19 protein-coding genes, 1 tRNA gene and 1 pseudogene are annotated in these 19,803 nt (G+C 68.7%); 11 read left to right on the top strand and 10 right to left on the bottom strand.

What is annotated here, in order from left to right; genetic code table 11:
- The first annotated feature begins 42 nt into the window (after window positions 1-42).
- From OG230_RS16865 to OG230_RS16875, 3 genes are all read left to right on the top strand, one after another.
- Window positions 43-2,310, top strand: a complete 2,268-nt coding sequence (locus OG230_RS16865; RefSeq protein ID WP_328911049.1) for a (Fe-S)-binding protein — start codon at window positions 43-45, stop codon at window positions 2,308-2,310.
- A 314-nt stretch (window positions 2,311-2,624) separates the two neighbouring features.
- Window positions 2,625-3,857, top strand: coding sequence for an FG-GAP repeat domain-containing protein (locus tag OG230_RS16870; RefSeq protein WP_328911050.1), 1,233 nt, complete (start codon window positions 2,625-2,627; stop codon window positions 3,855-3,857).
- A gap of 106 nt (window positions 3,858-3,963) precedes the next feature.
- Window positions 3,964-4,881, top strand: coding sequence for a Yip1 family protein (locus OG230_RS16875; RefSeq protein ID WP_328911051.1), 918 nt, complete (start codon window positions 3,964-3,966; stop codon window positions 4,879-4,881).
- A 77-nt stretch (window positions 4,882-4,958) separates the two neighbouring features.
- On the opposite strand, the gene OG230_RS16880 is transcribed toward OG230_RS16875, so the two are convergent.
- Together OG230_RS16880 and dcd are read right to left on the bottom strand one after the other, a co-directional pair.
- The gene (locus OG230_RS16880; RefSeq protein WP_328911052.1) at window positions 4,959-5,459 is read right to left on the bottom strand and encodes a phosphoribosyltransferase; all 501 of its coding nucleotides are present in this window, start codon (window positions 5,457-5,459) and stop codon (window positions 4,959-4,961) included.
- A 6-nt stretch (window positions 5,460-5,465) separates the two neighbouring features.
- The gene (gene dcd / locus OG230_RS16885; protein ID WP_328911053.1) at window positions 5,466-6,041 is read right to left on the bottom strand and encodes a dCTP deaminase; all 576 of its coding nucleotides are present in this window, start codon (window positions 6,039-6,041) and stop codon (window positions 5,466-5,468) included.
- A 525-nt stretch (window positions 6,042-6,566) separates the two neighbouring features.
- On the opposite strand from dcd, the gene OG230_RS16890 reads away from it, so the two are divergent.
- From OG230_RS16890 to OG230_RS16910, 5 genes and pseudogenes are all read left to right on the top strand, one after another.
- A tRNA-Gly gene (locus tag OG230_RS16890) sits at window positions 6,567-6,640 on the top strand.
- 355 nt (window positions 6,641-6,995) lie between these two features.
- Window positions 6,996-7,433 carry a hypothetical protein gene (locus OG230_RS16895; protein ID WP_328911054.1) on the top strand — a complete coding sequence of 146 codons (438 nt, stop codon included), beginning with the start codon at window positions 6,996-6,998 and terminating at the stop codon, window positions 7,431-7,433.
- A complete protein-coding gene (locus tag OG230_RS16900) occupies window positions 7,430-8,062 on the top strand; it encodes a hypothetical protein (protein ID WP_328911055.1) in 633 nt (210 codons plus the stop codon). The genes OG230_RS16895 and OG230_RS16900 overlap by 4 nt, the downstream gene beginning before the upstream one ends.
- A 433-nt stretch (window positions 8,063-8,495) precedes the next feature.
- On the top strand, window positions 8,496-8,843 hold the full coding sequence (locus OG230_RS16905; protein WP_328911056.1) for a transcriptional regulator: 348 nt from the start codon (window positions 8,496-8,498) through the stop codon (window positions 8,841-8,843).
- Window positions 8,840-9,511: pseudogene (locus tag OG230_RS16910) on the top strand (nucleotidyl transferase AbiEii/AbiGii toxin family protein). The gene OG230_RS16905 and the pseudogene OG230_RS16910 overlap by 4 nt, the downstream one beginning before the upstream one ends.
- A gap of 300 nt (window positions 9,512-9,811) precedes the next feature.
- On the opposite strand, the gene OG230_RS16915 reads toward OG230_RS16910, so the two are convergent.
- The 3 genes from OG230_RS16915 to OG230_RS16925 are packed head-to-tail and all read right to left on the bottom strand — an operon-like array spanning window position 9,812 to window position 12,146.
- Complete coding sequence (locus OG230_RS16915) at window positions 9,812-10,492, bottom strand: winged helix-turn-helix transcriptional regulator (RefSeq protein ID WP_328911057.1); 681 nt, start codon at window positions 10,490-10,492, stop codon at window positions 9,812-9,814.
- Window positions 10,493-10,524: 32 nt separating this feature from the next.
- Window positions 10,525-11,214, bottom strand: a complete 690-nt coding sequence (locus OG230_RS16920; protein ID WP_328911058.1) for an alpha/beta fold hydrolase — start codon at window positions 11,212-11,214, stop codon at window positions 10,525-10,527.
- Entirely contained in the window at window positions 11,211-12,146 is a 936-nt protein-coding gene (locus OG230_RS16925) for an LLM class flavin-dependent oxidoreductase (protein ID WP_328911059.1), read from the bottom strand. Before OG230_RS16925 ends, OG230_RS16920 begins: the two co-directional genes overlap by 4 nt.
- Window positions 12,147-12,230: 84 nt before the next feature.
- Here OG230_RS16925 and OG230_RS16930 point away from each other — a divergent pair, with 84 nt between their 5' ends.
- Together OG230_RS16930 and OG230_RS16935 are read left to right on the top strand one after the other, a co-directional pair.
- Window positions 12,231-12,665 (top strand): organic hydroperoxide resistance protein, encoded by a 435-nt coding sequence (locus OG230_RS16930; RefSeq protein ID WP_328911060.1) that lies wholly within the window; start codon window positions 12,231-12,233, stop codon window positions 12,663-12,665.
- Between the two features lie 269 nt (window positions 12,666-12,934).
- Window positions 12,935-13,330 carry a thiol-disulfide oxidoreductase DCC family protein gene (locus OG230_RS16935; RefSeq protein ID WP_328911061.1) on the top strand — a complete coding sequence of 132 codons (396 nt, stop codon included), beginning with the start codon at window positions 12,935-12,937 and terminating at the stop codon, window positions 13,328-13,330.
- On the opposite strand, the gene OG230_RS16940 is transcribed toward OG230_RS16935, so the two are convergent.
- The 5 genes from OG230_RS16940 to OG230_RS16960 form a co-directional block, all read right to left on the bottom strand.
- Window positions 13,327-14,469, bottom strand: coding sequence for an HTTM domain-containing protein (locus tag OG230_RS16940; RefSeq protein WP_443051566.1), 1,143 nt, complete (start codon window positions 14,467-14,469; stop codon window positions 13,327-13,329). The two genes, OG230_RS16935 and OG230_RS16940, sit on opposite strands and share 4 nt — an antisense overlap.
- The gene (locus tag OG230_RS16945; protein ID WP_328911062.1) at window positions 14,450-15,034 is read right to left on the bottom strand and encodes a DUF5819 family protein; all 585 of its coding nucleotides are present in this window, start codon (window positions 15,032-15,034) and stop codon (window positions 14,450-14,452) included. Before OG230_RS16945 ends, OG230_RS16940 begins: the two co-directional genes overlap by 20 nt.
- Window positions 15,035-15,284: 250 nt before the next feature.
- Complete coding sequence (locus OG230_RS16950; protein ID WP_328911063.1) at window positions 15,285-16,496, bottom strand: ice-binding family protein; 1,212 nt, start codon at window positions 16,494-16,496, stop codon at window positions 15,285-15,287.
- Window positions 16,497-17,056: 560 nt separating this feature from the next.
- On the bottom strand, window positions 17,057-18,007 hold the full coding sequence (locus tag OG230_RS16955) for a DMT family transporter (RefSeq protein ID WP_328911064.1): 951 nt from the start codon (window positions 18,005-18,007) through the stop codon (window positions 17,057-17,059).
- Entirely contained in the window at window positions 18,004-18,822 is an 819-nt protein-coding gene (locus tag OG230_RS16960; RefSeq protein ID WP_328911065.1) for an SDR family NAD(P)-dependent oxidoreductase, read from the bottom strand. The genes OG230_RS16955 and OG230_RS16960 overlap by 4 nt, the downstream gene beginning before the upstream one ends.
- Window positions 18,823-18,962: 140 nt before the next feature.
- Here OG230_RS16960 and OG230_RS16965 point away from each other — a divergent pair, with 140 nt between their 5' ends.
- A complete protein-coding gene (locus tag OG230_RS16965) occupies window positions 18,963-19,544 on the top strand; it encodes a TetR/AcrR family transcriptional regulator (protein WP_328911066.1) in 582 nt (193 codons plus the stop codon).
- The last annotated feature ends 259 nt before the right edge of the window (window positions 19,545-19,803 follow it).

The raw sequence follows: 19,803 nt of genomic DNA on the forward strand, positions 1-19,803 counted from the left end.
ATTGGTGTACCCCAACCCCTCGCAGGCCCGAGGAGCCCCCAAATGCAACTCGCCGCGATCATCGTGTCGCTGGTCATCACGGTGGTGGCCGTCGCGCTTTTCGGCCGCGCCATCGCGCAGATCTACCGCTTCGTGCGCCTTGGTCAGCCCGTTCCCGCGGGCACCCGCACGGGTGACCCCACACAGCGCACCATCACGCTGGCCAAGGAGTTCCTCGGCCACACCCGTATGAACCGCTGGGGCATCGTCGGCTTCGCGCACTGGTTCGTGGCGGTGGGCTTCTTCTCGCTGCTGCTCACGATCGTCAACGCCTTCGGCCAGCTCTTCCAGGCCGACTGGCTGATCCCGTTCATCGGTGACTGGCTGCCGTACGAGATCTTCACCGAGTTCCTCGGCCTGATGACGGTCCTCGGCATCGTGACGCTGATCGTGATCCGGCAGCTGAGCAGGCCGGACAAGGCGGGCCGCAAGTCCCGCTTCGCGGGCTCCAAGACCGGCCAGGCGTACTTCGTCGAGGCCGTCATCCTCATCGTCGGCGTCTGCATCATGACGCTGCGCGGCCTGGAGGGTGCCCAGCACCACGTGACCAGCTGGGAGCCCGGCTTCTTCGCCTCGTACCCGCTGGTCGCCGCGTTCGACGGTCTGAGCCTCGGCACGCTGCAGCAGATCACCTACTTCGTCGCGGCGCTCAAGATCGTCACGTCCTTCACCTGGATGATCACGGTCTCGCTCAACACCAACATGGGTGTCGCCTGGCACCGCTTCCTCGGCTTCCCGAACATCTGGTTCAAGCGGAACGCCGACGGCGCGGTCGCCCTGGGCGCACTGCAGCCCATGACCTCGGGCGGCAAGGAGATCGACTTCGAGGACCCGGGCGAGGACGACGTCTTCGGCGTCTCCCAGGTCGAGCAGTTCTCCTGGAAGGGCATCCTCGACTTCTCCACGTGCACCGAGTGCGGTCGCTGCCAGTCGCAGTGCCCCGCCTGGAACACCGGAAAGCCGCTGTCCCCCAAGCTCCTCATCATGTCGCTGCGCGACCACGCGCACGCCAAGGCCCCGTACCTGCTCGCAGGCGGCGGCAAGGACATGGAGGGCAACGAGAAGGCCACGGCCGAGCAGCTCAAGGACGTCCCCGCCTCGGCACTCGCCGAGGCCGAGCGCCCCCTCATCGGCACCGCCGAGGAGAACGGCGTCATCGACCCGGACGTCCTGTGGTCCTGCACCAGTTGCGGTGCGTGCGTGGAGCAGTGCCCGGTCGACATCGAGCACATCGACCACATCGTCGACATGCGCCGCTACCAGGTGATGATCGAGTCCGCGTTCCCGTCCGAGGCGGGCACGATGCTCAAGAACCTGGAGAAGAAGGGCAACCCCTGGGGGCTTGCCAAGAAGCAGCGCGTCGAGTGGACCAAGGAGGTCGACTTCGAGGTCCCGATCGTCGGCAAGGACATCGAGGACCTCTCCGAGGTCGAGTACCTGTACTGGGTCGGCTGCGCGGGCGCTCTCGAAGACCGCGCCAAGAAGACCACGAAGGCGTTCGCCGAACTGCTGCACATCGCGGGCGTCAAGTTCGCGATCATGGGCGGCGACGAGAAGTGCACCGGTGACTCCCCCCGCCGCCTGGGCAACGAGCCGCTGTTCCAGCAGCTCGGCCAGGAGAACGTCGCGATGCTGAACATGGCGTTCGGCGAGGACGACGAGGACGAGGCGACGAAGAAGCCCAAGTCGTCGAAGAAGATCGTCGCGACCTGCCCGCACTGCTTCAACACCATCGCCAACGAGTACCCGCAGCTCGGCGGCGAGTACGAGGTCATCCACCACACGCAGCTGCTCCAGCACCTGGTGGACGAGGGCAAGCTGATCCCGGTGACCCCGGTCGAGGGCCTGATCACGTACCACGACCCGTGCTACCTGGGCCGTCACAACAAGGTCTACACGCCTCCGCGCGAGATCATCGCGAGCGTTCCGGGTCTCCGGAACGAGGAGATGCACCGCCACAAGGAACGCGGCTTCTGCTGCGGCGCCGGTGGTGCCCGGATGTGGATGGAGGAGCGGATCGGCAAGCGCATCAACAACGAGCGTGTCGACGAAGCCCTCTCCCTCAACCCGGACATCGTCTCCACCGCCTGCCCGTTCTGCCTCGTCATGCTGACCGACTCGGTCAACGGCAAGAAGAACGACGGCCAGGCCAAGGAGTCGATCCAGGTGGTCGACGTCTCGCAGCTGCTGCTGGAGTCCGTGAAGACCCCGGCGGACCCGGCAGGCGAGACGGAAGCAGCGGACGCGCCGGAGCCCGAACCGGTGAAGTAGTCCCGCTGTCGAACTGACGGAAGCGGCCGGACCTGCCTCGGGGGCAGGACCGGCCGCTTCCGTGTGTGCCGGGGCATCCGCCGGTGACCGGCCGCTTCCCCGTACGAGGAGGGACTTCCGCGTACGCCCCGGGGGCACGCGTCCGCCGCGATCCGGTGCTCGCGTGTGATCGGGGACATGTACGCGACGGAACATCTGAAGCATCATGTGGGCCGAACACCTTCGAACGCGCCGGATCGCCCCGCCCCACCGCATCTGCCGGACCGGGCCGGATCTCCACGCATCGCGGCGCACCACGACGGATGAGGGACCCCGTGCGGACACGCATCACCACGGCCGCGGCGAGCGCCACGGCCGCCAGGACGACGGCAAGGGCCACCGCCGGCCGGCCCGCTGCCGCGCGGCCCGCCGCTGCCAGGACCGTGGCCGTCAGGGCCACGACGGCGCTCGTGGCGAGCGGCGCCTGCCTGCTCCTGCTGACGGCCTGCGGAGGCCCCTCCTCGGCCCACGCCCCCTCGTCCGCACCCGCCGCCGATGCGGGCAAGAACGGCGACGCACCGCCCGAGGCCCTCGCCGGCCGCGGGGACGTCCCCCGTATCCCGGTCCCGCGCGGCAAGGGCAGCCGCACCGCCGACGACTTCAACGGCGACGGCCACCGCGACCTCGTCATCGACGACCTGGTGAAGGCCCCGGAGGACAGCCACGGCGACGACGCGGGCATCGGCGTCGTCTACGGCTCCGCCGACGGCGGCCTCGACCCGGCCGCACGCCAGCTGCTGAGCGCGCGGACCCACGCGGCCAAGGTCGGCGACACCCTCCCGGTCGCGTTCGACGCCGAGGCGGCCTGCGACCTCGACGCCGACGGCTTCACCGACCTGGTGGTGGCCACGGACCCCCCGTACAACGGCATCGGCCGCCCGCCCGTGCCGCTGCAGGTGCTCTTCGGCTCCCCCGAGGGGCTCACCGGCAAGGCCGTCACCCTCCGCATCCCGGCCGCGGCCCGGTTCGGCAACGAGTGGCCCGACCACCCGGTCTGCGGCGACTTCGACGGCGACGACCGCACCGACCTCGCCGTCACGGCGGGCGCGGGCCGGATCAGCTACCTCCGCGGCCCCTTCACCCGCGCCGCGGCCCCACGCGCCGCCGCCTCCCTCCCCGGCGGCGGCCCGTACCTCGCCTCCCCCGAGCCCCGTGCCGACACGAACGGCGACGGCTACGACGACCTCGCCCACTCCGACAAGCCCCTGGTGCCGGACGCCCCCGCCAAGGCCACGCTGCTGCTCGGCTCGGCCGACGGCCCGGCCCGCCCGGGCGGCACCTACCGCATCAAGGCCCCGGCCCACGGCATCCCGACGGCTCCGGTCCGCACCGGCTCGGGTCCCACGGAGACGACCCTGCTCCGGTACGCGGACTTCGACGGCGACAAGAAGCCCGACACCGTCGTCCGCACGTACCGCGGCGAGCGGACGGACGTGATCGCCCTGTACCCGTCCACGACCCCGGACCGGCCCCGCGTCACGTTCAGCACGGCCCTGTTCCTGCCCTGAGAGCAGCCGAGTTCAGCCCCTAGGGGATGTCACAGCTCGGCCGCAAAGGCGGGCGGGTTCCCCCGGCTCTCCCACCACACACACGCGGACCAGGTACGTTCGATTCGTGGCTGGATTCAGGATCGGACGCGGCCGGGACAACCGCACAGGGCAACAACACCCGCAGCAGCAACAGCAGCCGTACGGCACGCAGGCACCACCGCCGCCGTACGGCCGCCAGTCGTGGCCGCCTGCAGGAGGCACCGGAGCGCCGTACAACGGCGGCGGGCACCACGGCGGACCCCGGGCCGGCGGGCACCAGGGCGGGCAGCACGGGGGCGGACACGGGGAGCCCGAGTACTTCGGCGACCCGTACCACCAGGCCCCGCAGCAGGACCCGTACGCCAACAGCCCGGGTCACACCCAGGCGTTCAGCATCAACGAGGACCCGTACGGCGACGGCAACACCTACCGCGCCGGTCAGGCACCCGCCCAGCCCGCAGGCCCGCGCCTGCCCTGGAAGGACCTGCTCACGGGCATCGTGCTGCGCCCGGGCCCGACCTTCTGGCAGATGCGCGACTACCCGGTCTGGGGCCCGGCGATCGTCGTCACGTTCCTCTACGGGCTGCTGGCACTCTTCGGCTTCGACCAGGCCCGCGACGAGGCGATCAACGCGACGATCTCCGCCGCCGTCCCGTACGTCGCCGTGACCGGCATCGGTTTCGTCATCGGCGGACTGGTCCTCGGCGCCGTCACCCACACGCTGGCCCGCCAGCTCGGCGGCACCGGCTCCTGGCAGCCGACCGTGGGCCTCTCCATGCTGATCATGTCGATCACCGACGCGCCCCGCCTGCTCTTCGCCGTCTTCCTGGGCGGCGAGAACTCCCTCGTCCAGGTACTCGGCTGGATCACCTGGCTGGCCGCCGGCGCGCTGTTCACCTCCATGGTGAGCAAGTCGCACGACCTGCCCTGGCCCAAGGCACTGGGCGCATCCGCGATCCAGCTGATCGCCCTGCTGTCGATCATCAAGCTCGGCACGATCTGAGCCACCCGTACACACCGATACGTGAGGGGCCCCCGGCACGAGCCGGGGGCCCCTCACACGTATCCGTCGGTCCCGCTCTACGAGTCGAGGACCTGGCCCTCACGCCGCACGACGGGCTTCTCGACGCTCCACGGGAAGTTGATCCACTGGTCGGTCTTCTTCCACACGTACTCGCACTTCACGAGCGAGTGCGACTTCTCGTAGATGACCGCGCTGCGCACCTCGGCCACATGATCGATGCAGAAGTCCCGCACCAGCTTGAGCGTCTTGCCGGTGTCGGCCACGTCGTCGGCGATCAGGACCTTCTTCCGCGAGAAGTCGATCGCGTTCGGAACCGGCGCCAGCATGACCGGCATCTCCAGCGTGGTGCCCACCCCGGTGTAGAACTCCACGTTCACGAGGTGGATGTTCTTGCAGTCCAGCGCGTACGCCAGTCCGCCCGCGACGAAGACCCCGCCCCGCGCGATGCTGAGCACCACGTCCGGCTCGTACCCGTCGTCGGCGACGGCCTGCGCGAGCTCGCGCACGGCCAGCCCGAAACCCTCGTACGTCAGATTCTCGCGCACGTCACCGCTCATCCGGCATCACACCTGCGTCCGATGGAAGTTCATGAACGAACGCGAGGCCGTCGGCCCGCGCTGCCCCTGGTACCGCGAGCCGTACCGCTCGGAGCCGTAAGGGAATTCGGACGGCGAGCTGAGCTTGAACATGCACAGCTGCCCGATCTTCATCCCCGGCCAGAGCTTGATCGGCAGCGTCGCGACGTTCGACAGCTCCAGGGTCACGTGCCCCGAGAACCCGGGGTCGATGAACCCGGCCGTCGAATGCGTCACCAGCCCGAGACGCCCGAGTGAGCTCTTCCCCTCCAGCCGCGACGCAAGATCGTCGGGGAGCGAGATGACCTCGTACGTCGAGGCGAGCACGAACTCACCGGGGTGGAGGATGAACGCCTCGTCGCCCTCCGGTTCGACCATGCGGGTCAGGTCCGACTGCTCAACGGCCGGATCGATATGCGGATAGCGGTGGTTCTCGAACACCCGGAAGTAGCGGTCGAGCCGCACATCGATGCTCGAGGGCTGCACCATCGACGAGTCGAACGGATCAATGCGCACCCGTCCGGCGTCGATCTCGGCCCGGATGTCCTTATCTGAGAGAAGCACGTCCCGAGGATACGCAGAACGCGCGAGCCCGCCCCAACCGGACCGCCCTCGCGCGCCTGCCTGCCACTTTCCTCCGGCCCCTCGACCGGGCCCGAAACCCCCGGGCGACCGCCCTACCGCTGCTCGAACACCACGGGAACCGCCTGCCTCAACCGGGCACAGCGCGGACAGCGAATGAGCCGCCCGGGACCGATCCGGCCGGACCCGAGCTGCTGCATCGGGAACGACGAGGTAGCAAAAACGTGCCCTTCGGCACAACGGACGACGGTGCGCTCCATCGACTCCATCAAGCCCCTTCCCCAACCAAGCCTTGGACGAGAAAGCCACATTAGGGGATGAACAGGACGCCACTCCAGGCGGCACTCCGGCCACCCACGCTACGCCTTCAACTCCCGCCCACCGGACCCGCGTCCACCCCACCACGCACTCCCCCGCGAACGACACGTGGACCCCGCGGCGCCTACGCCGGGGGTCTGCCATGGGGTACAGTGAGCGACGATGCACTGCCGATCATCGGCGCGCTTCGCGGGTGTAGTTTAATGGTAGAACATGAGCTTCCCAAGCTCAGAGCGCGAGTTCGATTCTCGTCACCCGCTCCACAGCTCAAATCAAAGCCCCAGGCCAGCGGCCGGGGGCTTCTTTGCTGTCTGGACCGGTCTAAGCGTCGCGCACCACCTGCGCACCGCCTTGCCCCTCGACCAGCCGCTCAGAGCCCTCCACAAGCCGCCGGGGGAATCGCTCGGTCCCGCTTCCGGCTCTCGGTGTCCGGGAGGTACCAGCCACTGGCGTCCTTGGTGACCGTGTCCGTCAGCAGTGCGAGGCGGCTGACGGCAGTGAGACAGGCCCGGATATGTTCACTCGGCTGTCCATCGGACCTCATCCGTCCAGGGGAAGAGAAACGATTCTGGCCGCGGGGAAGGACTATGCCGTGCGGTGAGGTGGCACGGTCCGGTCATGAAGATGATCAAGATGCTGATCACAGTTGTCGCGAGCGCCTGCCTCGCAGCCGCCCCCGTGGGCGAGGCGTCAGCGGCGCCGCACTGGAACAAGAGCGTGAAGTGTGAGGAGACCGACCCCGAGGGACGGGTGATCCCCACGCGTTACGGCAACGCCGATCTCGGCTGGAATCACTTCTCCGGCAAGCACAACATCAAGAAGTGCCGGGTGGTCGACGCGGCCCTGGCCGGGAGGGTCGACAAGAAGAACGGAGGAAGACTCGAGTACTACGGGGTCGCCCGCAACCAGACCAAGTTGGTCAAGATCGTGGTCATCGTGCAGTACGCCCGCCGTACGGCCGATGGTGAGTACGACGCGGGCAGGGGCAAGAAGATCGGTGTCATCACGGCCTACTGCAAGGGCATGAACAGGTGCCCGGACTGGATCAACGAGTGAACGACCCCGGCGGGGAAACGGTCGAGCAGCAGGCGTACATCACGCGCTTCCTCCTCGACTACACAGCGGTGCCCCTTGCCGGGGGGACCTTCCTGCGCGGTGTGCTGCCGGCGCGGGATACGGTCCGGGTCGTGACCGGAACCGCTGACACGGTGGCGCCACACGAACTGGTCGCCTATGAAGTCCCGTTGTCGGACGAGGACGATGAGCCGGTAACCGCCCCGCTGGTGCTTGGCTGGACACGCACGCTCGCGTCCGGCCCTCTCCCCCACACCGACGCGACCGTCATGGGCATGCCACTGGTCCCAGTGGACACCACCGTCCTCGAACCCGCCGACTCGACCAGCACGGATCAAGCGCTCCGTGTGCTGCGCACGCTGGCCTGGCCGTTCGTGGAGACCCCGCCCAGCCCAGCGCTCTGCGGGTTCCTCTTCACCGGACAGAACAGCATGCGTCTCTACCTCGCAGTCGAGAAGGCCGAGGGCCTGATCGCGGCCGACGTACGGCTCACCGGGGCGTTGACCGCGCTGCTGGCCGCCCTGCCCTCGCTCATCGGCGAAGAGGAACGCTGGGTGACAGACACATCCGACCCCCACTGTGTCCACGTAGTCGACCTGACCAGGTGGTAACGGCTGGCCACACCGCACCAGGACGCCCCGAGAGCCGGGCCTGCTGCGTCTGCAGCCAGCCCATCAGAGCGACCGCAATCTGATGGTGACCTCCCGGCGATCACCATCGGCCACGCAGCCCGGACCGGGCAGCCTCGTCCGAGCGGTTGCCCGCACGGGAGCCCGTGCCACAACGTGCCAGAAGGGGCGGTAAACAGCGGTCACCAAGGGTGCTGACGGAGCAGTCGGGACGATGTCAGCGGTGCGCGTTCTCGCAGGTCAGACGCTATACATGGGACCAAGTGCCGGGTGATTCCCAAGCTCAGAGCGCGAGTTCGATCCTCGTCACCCGCTCCATGAAAAAGCCCCAGGCCAGTGGCCCGGGGCTTCTTATTTGCAGCGCCTTGTCACTGGCCGGCCGGGTACCGGGGGCCTCTTCCTGGATAATCGACGCATGGCATCACAGCCCAGTCTTTCCGATCTCCGCCGTGCCAAGTTCGCCCGGCGCGTGCCCGCTGTGCTCTCCGAGCTTGCCGGCCCCGAGCACGGCACGGTGAGCCTGCCGCTCCACCTGGCGTGGTCGGGACTGACCATGTTCAACCTGGATCAGCCCCGGCTGCGGATGAGCTACTACCGCATCGTCCTGGCCGAGGGCCAGCACGACGATCTGGTCCGGTACCTCAATCGCGACCTTCTCGTCGGCCTGTGGCCCACACTGCGCACACTGATCAGCCGTGATGTCCGCGAAGTGTGGGAACGCTCCTTCGACGAGCTGGCTCACAGTGCCCAGGCCGCTGCGTGAACCTCACGGATCTCCACCGTCGCTTGCTTGCAGACGTGCTCGCCGTAGGCGGTGCATACCCTCTGGCGCTTACCGGTGGCTACGCGGTCCAGGCGCACGGCTTGGTCGACCGGCTCAGCCAGGACCTCGATGTCGCGACCGAGAACCCCGATCGCATGGAGGACATCGCTACTGCCGTGCGCACCGGCCTGGAGCAGCGCGGATAGCAAGTCAGCGCTCTGGAGACAGACCCGTTGTCCGCGCGTCTGATCGTCACCGATCCCGCCAGCCATGAAGAGTGCGAGGCCGACATCCTCAAGGAAGCACTCTGGCGACCACCCGTACACACCGAGCACGGCTTGGTGCTGTCCCTCGAAGATGTCGTCGGCACGAAGGTTCGCGCGCTGGCCGACCGCGGACTCGCCAGGGATCTGATCGATGTACAGGCTGCCGCAGACCGATGGAGCCACATCGAACTCGAAGAGCTCGGTCGGCGGCATGCCCGCGACTCCTTCGACCTGAGCGAGCTTCAAGCACGACTGGGTGGAGCCGACTGGATCGACGACACGGAATTCGCCGCGTACGGGCTTGATGAGCAAGCGATCACCGTGCTGCGGCAGTGGGCACAGGCATGGGCCGACGACATCGGGGAGCGGCTTCAGGAGCTTGAGGCTCCGGACGGAGACTGATGACCTCACGATGCCGACCGCTCGACAAGGATGTGGCTGCCCACCTCCCGGTTGCCGTGCCCTACCCGTGCCCTTCGGAGCGGACAACAGCGGTCAAGTACGGCCCCCAGGGACCGAGCCAACCTCTTTCCTGCAAGGCAAACAAGCAGGTCAGAGGCATTCCAGTCGCCCAAGCGCCGGTGATTCCCAAGCTCAGAGCGCGAGTTCGATCCTCGTCACCCGCTCCATGAAAAAGCCCCAGGCCAGTGGCCGGGGGCTTTTGTCGTCCAGAACCTCTCATGGTCCGCGAGTCCCGTTTCCCTACCGGGCGGACGCCTGCCGGACCGCCTGAGGCGGCCTGCGGAAAATGTTGCGCAACCCCTCCAGTGCCTCCCGGTCTCCTGAAGCCGAGACGGCTTTGTTCTTGATGGCGTTGGCGAGACTCGACCGGCCCTCGGCCAGTTCGACGAATGCCTCGTCATCCGCCTCGATGACTGCGTCAGGGTGCTGGGCCGGGCCGTGCAGCGCTTCGATGGTTCCGCGGTCGACGCGCACGTGGAACACCTCGTCGCCGACACGGAACTCATAGACCGCACGCACACCGGCGGCGGCCTCCGCGTCGAAGCAGGCTTCCATGGCCAGTACCGCCCAGCCCGGGTGGAAAGTCTCGCTCTCCCGCCGCTCGCCCATCGCCCACTTCATGCCCCAACGGGCCAAAGCCAGTACGGCAGGCCCGAGCTCCTCACCTGCCTCGGTGAGGGCGTACGCCTGGGCACGGGCGGGTGGGGGAAGCGTGACTTTGTGTGCCAGGCCCTCCCGTTCGAGGTGCTTCATCCGGGCCGCGAGCAGGCCGGTACCCATGCCACGCAGGCTTTTCTGCAGATCACCGAACCGCTTGGGACCGGTCAGGAGCTCGCGGATGAGGAGCAGCGTCCAGCGCTCCCCGACGAGGTCGAGTGTCCGCGCGGTGGCGCAGTACTGGTTGTATGTTCGCTGGTCCACTTCCTCATTCTAAATCTCGGACTTCCTCTTCTTTAATGCCGACCTTCAAAGTCACCCCCTGAGGTCGGAACTGTCAGCAAGATTTCCGCAAGGTCGCGCGGATGGCTCAGCATCACGTCGTGCGAACCGTCCAGGGCGACCGGCCGGTACCCGACCTCCGCGGCGAACCGGGCAAAGGGAAACGTTTCCGGCCGACAGTGGATGCCTGTTCCGGGGATGTGGTCGACGGCCCCGCTCAAGCGCGTGGGTTCGGTGAAGCTCCGCAGCGGCTGGCCGCGGAGGCGCCGGCCGAGCCATCGGGCGTCGCCGGGATCGGTGATACCGAACAGCTCCGGGGCAGGGGCGGGGACGGACCAGCCGTCCCCGGCGGCGGCGCGGATCCTGGTCATGAACCAATCCGGGGCCAGACCGGCCATGCTGACACCGTCCGCACCCGCCCAGCCCTCCACCAGGACGATGTGGGCCACCCGCTCCCGCCTGCGGTCGGCTGCCTGCCGGACAACCAGGCCGGCATAGCTGTGGCCGACCAGCACCAGGTCGTGATCGGCCATGGCGTCGATCGCCGTCACCACCTCGTCGACGTGATGGTGCAGCCCGACGTCGCTGTCGAGCGTGAGATCGGGGGTGACAACGCGTGCACCTGCCTGAGCGAGCAACGGGGTTACCCGGTCCCAGGCCCAACTACCGTGCCAGGCACCATGAACGAGCACGAAGGCGGTCATCCCCGGCCTCCCCGGCGCAGCAGCGGAAGCACTCCGTCGGCGAACTCCTCCAGGGCCGCGGTGTGGTCGTCGACGGCGAGTCGGATCACCAAGTGACGGGCGTCGGCGTACCCGCGCAACCAGGCGGCAGTGTCCTGGGCGGGGCCGGCGAACATCGCCTGAACGGACTCAACGGCTTCCAGCGGCGCGTTGTAGTAACGCTCGACGCTCGCCCTGAGACGGCGGCGGCCTCGCTCGGGATCCTCGTCCACACACACGGTGGCATAGAGAGCGGGTGTGACCGGACGTGCCGCCCGTCGGATCGTGGCCCATTCATCCGCGTAGGTCTGCCAGGTGGGCGGGTAGGGCAACCACCCGTCAGCAAGGCGCGCGACACGTCGCAGTGCCGGTTCGCCGGATCCGGCCAGCCAGATCGGGGGGCCACCGGGCCGAACCGGCCTGGGCGCCACAGTCACATCGTGGAAGTCGAAATGCCGGCCCTGGAAGGAGACGGCATCCGAGGTCCACAGCCGTCGCATCACCTCGATCGACTCCGTCAGGCGACTGACCCGGCGCTCGAAGCCGACTCCTACAGCGGCGAACTGCGCCTCGGTGTTCGCGTGCGCATAGCCGGCGCCCAGGCCGGCAATCAGCCGCCCTTCGGCGAGCCGGTCCAGTGTGGTCAGTTGGTGGGCCAACAGGATCGGGTGACGCAGCCCGGCCAGTAATACAGCGGTGCCGAGCGTGACTTGTTCCGTGCTCGCCGCCGCGGCGGCCAGTACCAGCAGCGGGTCGGCACGAGGCCGGGTGATCGGACTGTCGCCCGCCCAGACGGAGTCGAATCCCAGCGTCTCGGCAAGCCGCGCCTGCCTGATCAGCGGGCCCAGCTCGTGATCGTCGTGAGCGGTTCGGTCACGGGTGGGGAGCAGATAGCCGACCTGCGGTCCCGTCATGGTGTCTCTCCCAACAGCAGCTTGTGCTTCCTGTTTTTGAAGCATACAGTTTCAATTCAGGAAGCATACGGGAGGGGAACCAGCATGGCGAAGCCGCTCTACACAGCAGAGGCCCATGTGACCGGAGGCCGCGCCCAAGGGCACGGACGGACAACCGACGGCCGCCTGGAGGTCGACCTGCGACAGCCGAAGGAACTGGGCGGCGACGGCGAAGGGACCAATCCCGAGCAGCTGTTCGCGATCGGCTACGCCGCATGCTTCGCGACCGTGCTGACCCTGGTGGGGCAGCGCAGGAATCTCAACGCGGACGACGCGGCAATCGACTCGCGCGTCACACTCGCCCCGAGCGGGAACGGCGCACTCGAGCTGGCCGTCGAACTCGACATCGCACTGCCGTCGATCGGCGATCCCGAGCAGTGTGCGGACCTCGTCCGTGCGGCACACCAGCTGTGCCCGTACTCCAAAGCCACCCGCGGGAACATCGACGTAACGCTGGTGGTGAATGGCGCGGTGGTGTGAACGCCGGGTGGCCACAGAAGACACATCACGGTCGCAGCCGGTCCCGCCGCGTGAGCGCTGGGGCGGGACCGTACCGATAGTTCAGAGATCTCGCAGCAGAAGGCATCTCCTCGACCTTCTCCGACCGCCCCGTGCCGACGGTATCGACGCATGGACGTGGCCGCCCACGTAAGCGTCGCCCTCGCACCCCCGGCCTTGCCGATTTATGCGGGGTGGATGAGCGGAACTGCTTCCGGGCGCAGGGCAGTTCGCTCGGGCAGAATGAGAGGATGCAACCTGTGCTCGTCTACGACGGTGACTGCGCCTTCTGCACAACCTCGGTGAACTTCCTCATCCAGCGGCTGCGGCCGACCTGCGCCGTGACGCCGTGGCAGTTCGCGGATCTGGCCAGCCTCGGCGTTACGCAGCAGCGGGCGGAGCATGAGCTGTTGTGGGTTTCGCAGGTCGGCACGGTGTACGGCGGTGCACAGGCCATTGCCAAGATCCTCTTGAGTGCCGGTGGGCTCTGGGCATGGTTGGGCGGGCTGCTCACCTTGCCCCCTCTGCGGTGGATCGCCCACGGTGTCTACCGGCTCGTCGCCACCAACCGGGACCGCCTGCCCGGCGGCTCCCCGGCCTGCGCGTTGCCGGCCGACCGCAGGCCCGGCGTACGGCCCGCGGCTTAGGGGCGACTGCGCGCGAGGGACGCAGGGCTTCCCTGCTTCGGCACAGACCCCGCATGTGCTCCTGACGCGGCCCGTGGCGCTCCCGGCCGCCGGACCGCCCGCCGGCACAGGTTCGCCACCGCGACGTAGAAGCGGTCCGGCAGGAACACGGTGTCGGCGATGATCATCGCGCCGGAGAACAAGGGCAGCCCCATGAGAACGGCGATGCCGATGTGCATTCCGAGCAGCATGGTCAGCACCGGGTACTTGAGCCTGCCGAACAGCACGAAGGGGAAGGCGACCTGGAGCAGCACGGTCAGGTAGCCGGCCACCGCGATGGCGACCGCGTGTCCGTCCGCCCAGTGGGAAAGCGCGGGCCACGGCTGGAAAAGCTCAAGGTTCAGCACGTAGTGCAGCGCGGTTCCGCCTCCCCAGGTGCCGCCCTGCACCTTGTACAGGCCGGCCGCGCCGTAGAGGAAGCAGACCTGGAACGCGATCACGAGCAGCCCGCAGTTGTGCACGGCCGTAACCAGGGTGTGCCGTGCGTCGCGGAGTCGCGGTGCGACGTCGGGCCGCCAACGGCCCGTAGCGCTTTCGGCGGACCTGCGGCGGAGCCTTCGGGCGTCCAGGGACCAGCGGCGTCCGGATGCGGTGAGGACGAGGTAGAGCGCCATCAGGAGAACGAGGTTGTCGCCTCCGTCCGTCATGAAGATCGCCCGCGCGTGGAACGAGGTCACCACGACGGCGAAGAGCACGGACACGGCACGGGTCCGCCAGCCCAGTGCGAAGAGCGCGCAGACAACGAGCGCCGCCGCGTAGCAGCCTTCGAAGTAGATCCGGCTGTCCGACAGCGTGAGGACGCTGGCCCAGCCCGTCTGGTCGAAGAGCTGCCGTGCCAGCGTCGGCGTCCACGGTGAACCGGGGCCCCAGATCTCATCGCGGTACGGGAACTCCCGCAGCAGGAAGACCAGGTAGAGCAGGCCGTACCCGATGCGTAGGACCGACACCGCGTAGAGCGAGATGGGGCGTTCGGTCAGCAACGCCCACGCACCTCGTCCTGAGCCGGACAGCCGTGCGAGCAGACGGGCGAACAGTGGCCCCCCGGTCGGCTCGTCCGGGACTGCCGGAGGTCGAATCGGGTCATTTCCCGTCGGAGCCATCGGAGGCCACCTTCCACCAGGGCAGAAGCCGTGTTTCGGCTTTCGCGGCAGCGGCACGGCGGTCACTGGCCGCAGTGCCCGGAGCAGCAACGGGCAGTGTGGCCACCCGGAGCTGGATGTTCTCGAACGGCTTACCGTTCAGATCGGCCATCCGGTCGGCGGCGATGTTGCGCAGGTACTGCTGCATCATCACGGCCCGGTCCGAGCGCGGGACGTCGTCGCCTCCGTGGAGTTCGACGTAGGACGTCCAGGACCGCCGCAGAAGGTTCTGCGAGGTGTGACTCGGAAAGGGGTTGTGCTCGATGGCGGATTCATCCACCGCGGTCAGGTCGGTCCAGGGGCCGACCTGGACGGAACCGTCCCGAGCCGTGTGCGCGGTCCGCGCGGAAATCGTCCGGTTGACGGAGTCCGGGTCCGGAGCGAACAGCCGCCAGTTCTGCTCGAAGAGGGGGTAGATCCAGGCATTCACCTGTTGGCCGTAGCGCTGGGAGACGACGTTCGAGGGCGCCACGTGCAGGAATACCAGGGCGACGTGCGCCAAGGCCGTGGCCAGGCAGAGGGCCACAATGGTGTTCAGGGCTCCTGCCCCCGCCCTTTGCGCTCGGCGTGGCCTGGTTGCCTCTCCGTCCGCGGCGTCCGGGCCAGGCTCCGCCCCGAGGGCCCGCCCCTGCTTCTGTCCGTGCTCTGATGCGACTTCGCCCAGCACTGCCCGCCCTGTTTCTTCTCGTCGTCCGTCTCGTGGAAGCGCGCGGCGGGCCCCGAGGAGAGGCTCCGCCGCGCGCTGTCAGTCGGCAGCGCGCGTGCCGCGCCGCCGACTAGCCCTCGTAGCCCTCCGGTCCCTGCGGCTTGTCCCCGTAGCCGCCGTGCTCCTGACCGTGGTCTCCGGGCTCGTCGCCGTACTCCCCGGGCTCGTCGCCGTAGCCGCCGTGGCCGCCACCGGGGCCTCCGTGGTCACCCCCGCCACCGGGGCCTCCGTTGCCGCCGCCCGTCACGCCACCCTTGCCGCCGCCGGTGGTGGTGCCGGCGATGTTGCCCGTGGTGACTCCGGTGGTGCTGCTGCCGCCGCCGGTGGTGCCGCCGGTCAGGACTCCGCCGAGCACACCGCCGGTCGTGCCGCCGGTCAGGACTCCGCCGAGCACAGCGCCAGTCGTTCCGCCGGTCGTGCCGCCGGTTGTTCCGCCGGTCGTGCCGCCGGTCAGGACTCCGCCGAGCACGCCCCCCGTGGTGCCGGTTGTGGCGCCAGTGGTGGTGCCCGTCGTGGTGCCGGTGGTGGTGGTGCCCGTCGTGGTGCCCGTCGTGGTGCCCGTCGTGGTGCCCGTGGTGGTGCCCGTCGTGGTGCCGGTGGTGGTGCCCGTCGTGGTGCCGGTGGTGGTTTCGCCGGCGCAGGTGGAGCGGGTGATTCGGTTGGTGTCCAGGGTGACCGAGCCGTTACGCGCCAGCGCCCGGCCGTCGATGCTCGCGTTGGTGGTGGCAGTGATCGACGTCAGGGCCAGGATGTTGCCCACGAAGGTCGAACCGGTGCCGAGCGTGGCCGAACTACCGATCTGCCAGAACACGTTGCACGGCTGCGCACCGTTGATGAGAGAGACGCTGCTGGCGGACGCCGTCGTCAGTCCTGAGCCGACCTGGAAGACCCAGACCGTGTTCGGGTTGCCCCGGGCGTCGAGCGTGAGGGTGCCGGTCAGGCCCAGGGTCGACGGGGCGGTGTAGACGCCCCCTACCAGCGTCAGCCCTCCGGCGTCCGGCGGAAGCACGGCGTCCGTCGCCTGACCTGCGGCATTGTTGTACGCCGTCACCAGGTCGGTCTTGGCCTGGTTCCCGACGCCGTCCGAGGGCCCGGAGTGAAATTCCCCGCTCACGACTCCCGGCGGGAACCCGCTGATGGCCGTACCGGGACTGACGCCGACATCCCCGGTGATCACGGACGGACCGGTGTTGCTGACCGACTGGCCGGCCAGAACGGCGAAGCTGGCCGCGGTACGCAGGGGTACGGGAGTGGCGATGGCGAACGCCTGAGACGGCGTCACGGAGGTTTCTCTGTGTGGGGCGTCGGCTCCCGGGCCGTTACCGGTTTCCCGAAAGCCCTCATGTTGTCGCCAGCACACTACGCACAAAAAGCCTCCCTAAACCCGGAGGAAAGGGGCAAGTCGAGGAGTATTTTTGAGCAGAAATTCAGGATCATAAAATCTAAATCTTGTCGCAGTTAAACCCTGCGGTTCGATTACAGATCACGGAAACGATACTTCGTGATGCTGAATTGATTCTTCGCGAATTGGTGCCCGTCCATCACGAACCGAAACTTAATCTAATGCATCACGTGTACCCCTTCGGTCATCCCTGACCGAAAACGGGATCCGTCCGTGCGGGACCGCCGTCCCGTCGAAGGCGAGCCGGCACCGGCCCAGCAGGCGACCCGGACAGCTGGCGGCCTGGCATCCGTAGTTGACGTCCGCGCCCCGTGTCGGTGGTCCCGCAACCGACGTCAGCTCCGACCGACATGCCACGGGCAGCCCCGAGCGCACCGTCGGCGCCGAACCGGGGCGCGCACGGCTCTCGGTGCCGCGCACCCGGTTACTGAGACTGCGTTCTACGGTTCGAATGACGTCGGCACCCGCCGCTCGTTTTCGGTCCGGGACCGCCGGGCAGGACGGCCGGCCCGCGCCGCAACGCCGGTCGGCGCAGGCTGCCGCAGACCGATCAGGACACCTGCGGCGACGAGCAGGGCGCCGGCCACATCTGTGAGGCCCGCCTCGCCGAGCCCGAGTGCGACTGTGGTGACCAGTGCACCCACCGGGACAAGTCCTGCGAAGAGTCCGGCACGTGCGGCGCCCAGTCGGCGCAGCGCGTCGTACCAGAGGAAGAAGGCAGTGGCTGTGACGAGTACGCCGAGGTAGCCGAAGGAGGCCGCTTCGGTGGGGGTGGGCAGGCGAAGGGAGCTCGTACCGTCCAGGGCGATGCTCGCGGCCAGCAGCATGGGCACGGCCAGCGCCGCGGGATAGGCGGCGACTCTCATGGGTCCGAGCTTGGGCAGCAGGGGAAGGGCGAGCAGCGAGAAGGCGACCTCTCCGACGAGCGCTCCCAGCGACAGCAGCACACCGTGCAGGCTGCCGCCGCCGAACCCTGCGGCGACAGCGGCGCCCAGGGTCACGACAGCCGCGGCGCCGACGGTGCGCGCGGCCGGCCGGCGGCGTTCCGTCAACGGCCCGACGAGTGCGAGGACGATGGGGATCGCTCCGACCACGGTGCCGATCACGGCGGGGCTCGCGTGCCGGGTGGCTTCGACCAGGAAGATGTTGAAGCCCGCCAGGCCGGTGGCGGCCAGTGCCAGCAGGAGCAGGAAGTCACGGGGGGTCAGGCCGGCGCGGGGTAAACGGCGGTGGCGTACCACGGCAAGGAGAATCGCCGCGGCGAGCGCGTAGCGCAGGGCCTGACCGCTGAGGACGGGGTAGTCGGCGATCGTCGCGGAGACGGCCGTCGAGGTGCCGACGAGCAGCATCGCGGCGGCGGCGCCCGCGGCCGGAACGGTGGAGGAACTCATGCCGCGTACTCCTTCGGCTGCGGGGCGGTGCCCACGGGGCCGAGGACCTTACGGGTGATGCGTTCGGCGATGGCGGCGACCAGGGTGCGCGGCCGGCGCGGCAGCAGATGCGCGGCCAGGGCGTTGCCGAGTCCGGGGGTGACGTAGCCGCGGTCGCGGTCGAGTGCGCGCAGAGCGGCGCGTACAACCGGCTCCGGTGTGGTCATCGAGCCGTTGACGGCCGCCTTGCGGGTGCCGATGGCCTCGAAGAAGGGGGTGTCGACCGGGCCGGGGCACAGAGTGAGCACGCGGATGCCGCGCCCGCGGTACTCCTGGCGCAGGGCGAGGCCGAAGTTCAGCACGAAGCCCTTGGCCGCGCTGTAGACGGCGAAGTACGGGGAGGGCTGGAAGCCCGCGGTGGAAGCGACGTTCACGACCGCGCCCGTGCCGCGCTCCAGCATGCCGGGGATCAGTGCGTGGGTGAGGTCGACGAGCGCGACGACGTTGACCATCAGCTGGTCGTGGTCACGGTCCGCGGCGATGTCCTCGAAGCGACCGCAGGTGCCGAACCCGGCGTTGTTGACCAGCAGGTCGACGCTCAGCCCACGCGCGGCGAGGCGGCCGGCGATCTGCCGGGCCGCATCGGGCTCGGCGAGGTCCTGGACCAGGACGTGGGCGCGGATGCCGTGCTCCGCGGCGAGGCGCTCGGCGAGGGCGGTGAGCCTGTCCTCGGAACGCGCCACCAGGATCAGATCGTGCCCGCGAGCGGCGAGCTGCGCGGCGAACTCCGCGCCGAGTCCGGACGAGGCACCGGTGATGAGCGCTGCACTGTGCACGGGAATCTCCTTCACTCGACGAACAACCGAGACATTAGCGTACCTACTTTCGTCATAACTGCAACAGCAGTGATGCAACTCCTTGGGAGATGGCGCAGCGGTGTATCGTTTTGAAGGTCTATGGATGAGTGGGAGCTGCCATGAGCGAGACACCGGCACGGCCGTTGCGGGCGGACGCGGAGCGCAGTGTGCGCGCGATCCTGGAGGCGGCCGAACGCGTGCTCTCCACGGATCCCGGCGCGTCGATGGAGCAGATCGCGACCGCGGCGGGAGTGGCCAGGACGACGATCCACCGGCGGTTCGCCCATCGGCAGGCACTGATCGACGCCCTGGCTTCGTCAGCCGCCCGCCAGCTCGTCCAAGCCGTGGAGGACGGCCGGCCGGACACCGCCCCTCCCCTGGTGGCACTGCACCGGATCACGGCCAATGTGCTTGAGGTGAAAGGCGCCTGGGCATTCGCCCTGGAGCTGCCGGCCGATCCCGACAGCGAAGCGGCCGCCCTCCACGAGGACATCGGCCGACGCTGCATCACCGTGCTGGAACGGGCCCGGGCGGACAAGCTCATCGACGAGGCAGCCGACCTCCACTGGGTGCGGCGCGTCTACTACGCGCTCCTCGGGGAGTCCCTGCGCGGCAACCCGGACGACACCGGCATCGACACCGACGCCCTCGCCGCCCGCATCATCGAAACCCTGCTGCACGGCGCCGGACCGCGCACCTGATCTCGCCGCGGACCCGAGCGACTATCTGAAGTGCGCCCGCATCGGGGATGGTGCGCGGTCGGCTCTGGCAGGTCATCTGCTGGCCATCGACGAAGCCCGACCGTCGGTTAGGTCCCGGACGAATCTCCGGGCCGCCCCCAGACAGGCCGGGGATGCAACCATTCCCTTCAGAGCTGGAACCCCCGGGCAGCCGACCGCGCACTGGAGACCCTAAAGGCCGCCACTGACAACGGCCTTGTGCGCGATGGGGCGTTGAGCG

The sequence above is a fragment of the Streptomyces sp. NBC_00234 genome (assembly GCF_036195325.1).
Classification (GTDB): Bacteria; Actinomycetota; Actinomycetes; order Streptomycetales; family Streptomycetaceae; genus Streptomyces.

Coding starts and splice junctions, on each gene's coding strand:
- OG230_RS16930 (WP_328911060.1), top strand. CDS start 12,231: ATGGCGAAGCCGCTCTACACAGCAGAGGCCCATGTGACCGGAGGCCGC.
- OG230_RS16865 (WP_328911049.1), top strand. CDS start 43: ATGCAACTCGCCGCGATCATCGTGTCGCTGGTCATCACGGTGGTGGCC.
- OG230_RS16940 (WP_443051566.1), bottom strand. CDS start 14,469: ATGGCTCCGACGGGAAATGACCCGATTCGACCTCCGGCAGTCCCGGAC.
- OG230_RS16935 (WP_328911061.1), top strand. CDS start 12,935: ATGCAACCTGTGCTCGTCTACGACGGTGACTGCGCCTTCTGCACAACC.
- OG230_RS16925 (WP_328911059.1), bottom strand. CDS start 12,146: ATGACGGGACCGCAGGTCGGCTATCTGCTCCCCACCCGTGACCGAACC.
- OG230_RS16905 (WP_328911056.1), top strand. CDS start 8,496: ATGGCATCACAGCCCAGTCTTTCCGATCTCCGCCGTGCCAAGTTCGCC.
- OG230_RS16920 (WP_328911058.1), bottom strand. CDS start 11,214: ATGACCGCCTTCGTGCTCGTTCATGGTGCCTGGCACGGTAGTTGGGCC.
- OG230_RS16955 (WP_328911064.1), bottom strand. CDS start 18,007: ATGAGTTCCTCCACCGTTCCGGCCGCGGGCGCCGCCGCCGCGATGCTG.
- OG230_RS16880 (WP_328911052.1), bottom strand. CDS start 5,459: ATGAGCGGTGACGTGCGCGAGAATCTGACGTACGAGGGTTTCGGGCTG.
- OG230_RS16895 (WP_328911054.1), top strand. CDS start 6,996: ATGAAGATGATCAAGATGCTGATCACAGTTGTCGCGAGCGCCTGCCTC.
- OG230_RS16965 (WP_328911066.1), top strand. CDS start 18,963: ATGAGCGAGACACCGGCACGGCCGTTGCGGGCGGACGCGGAGCGCAGT.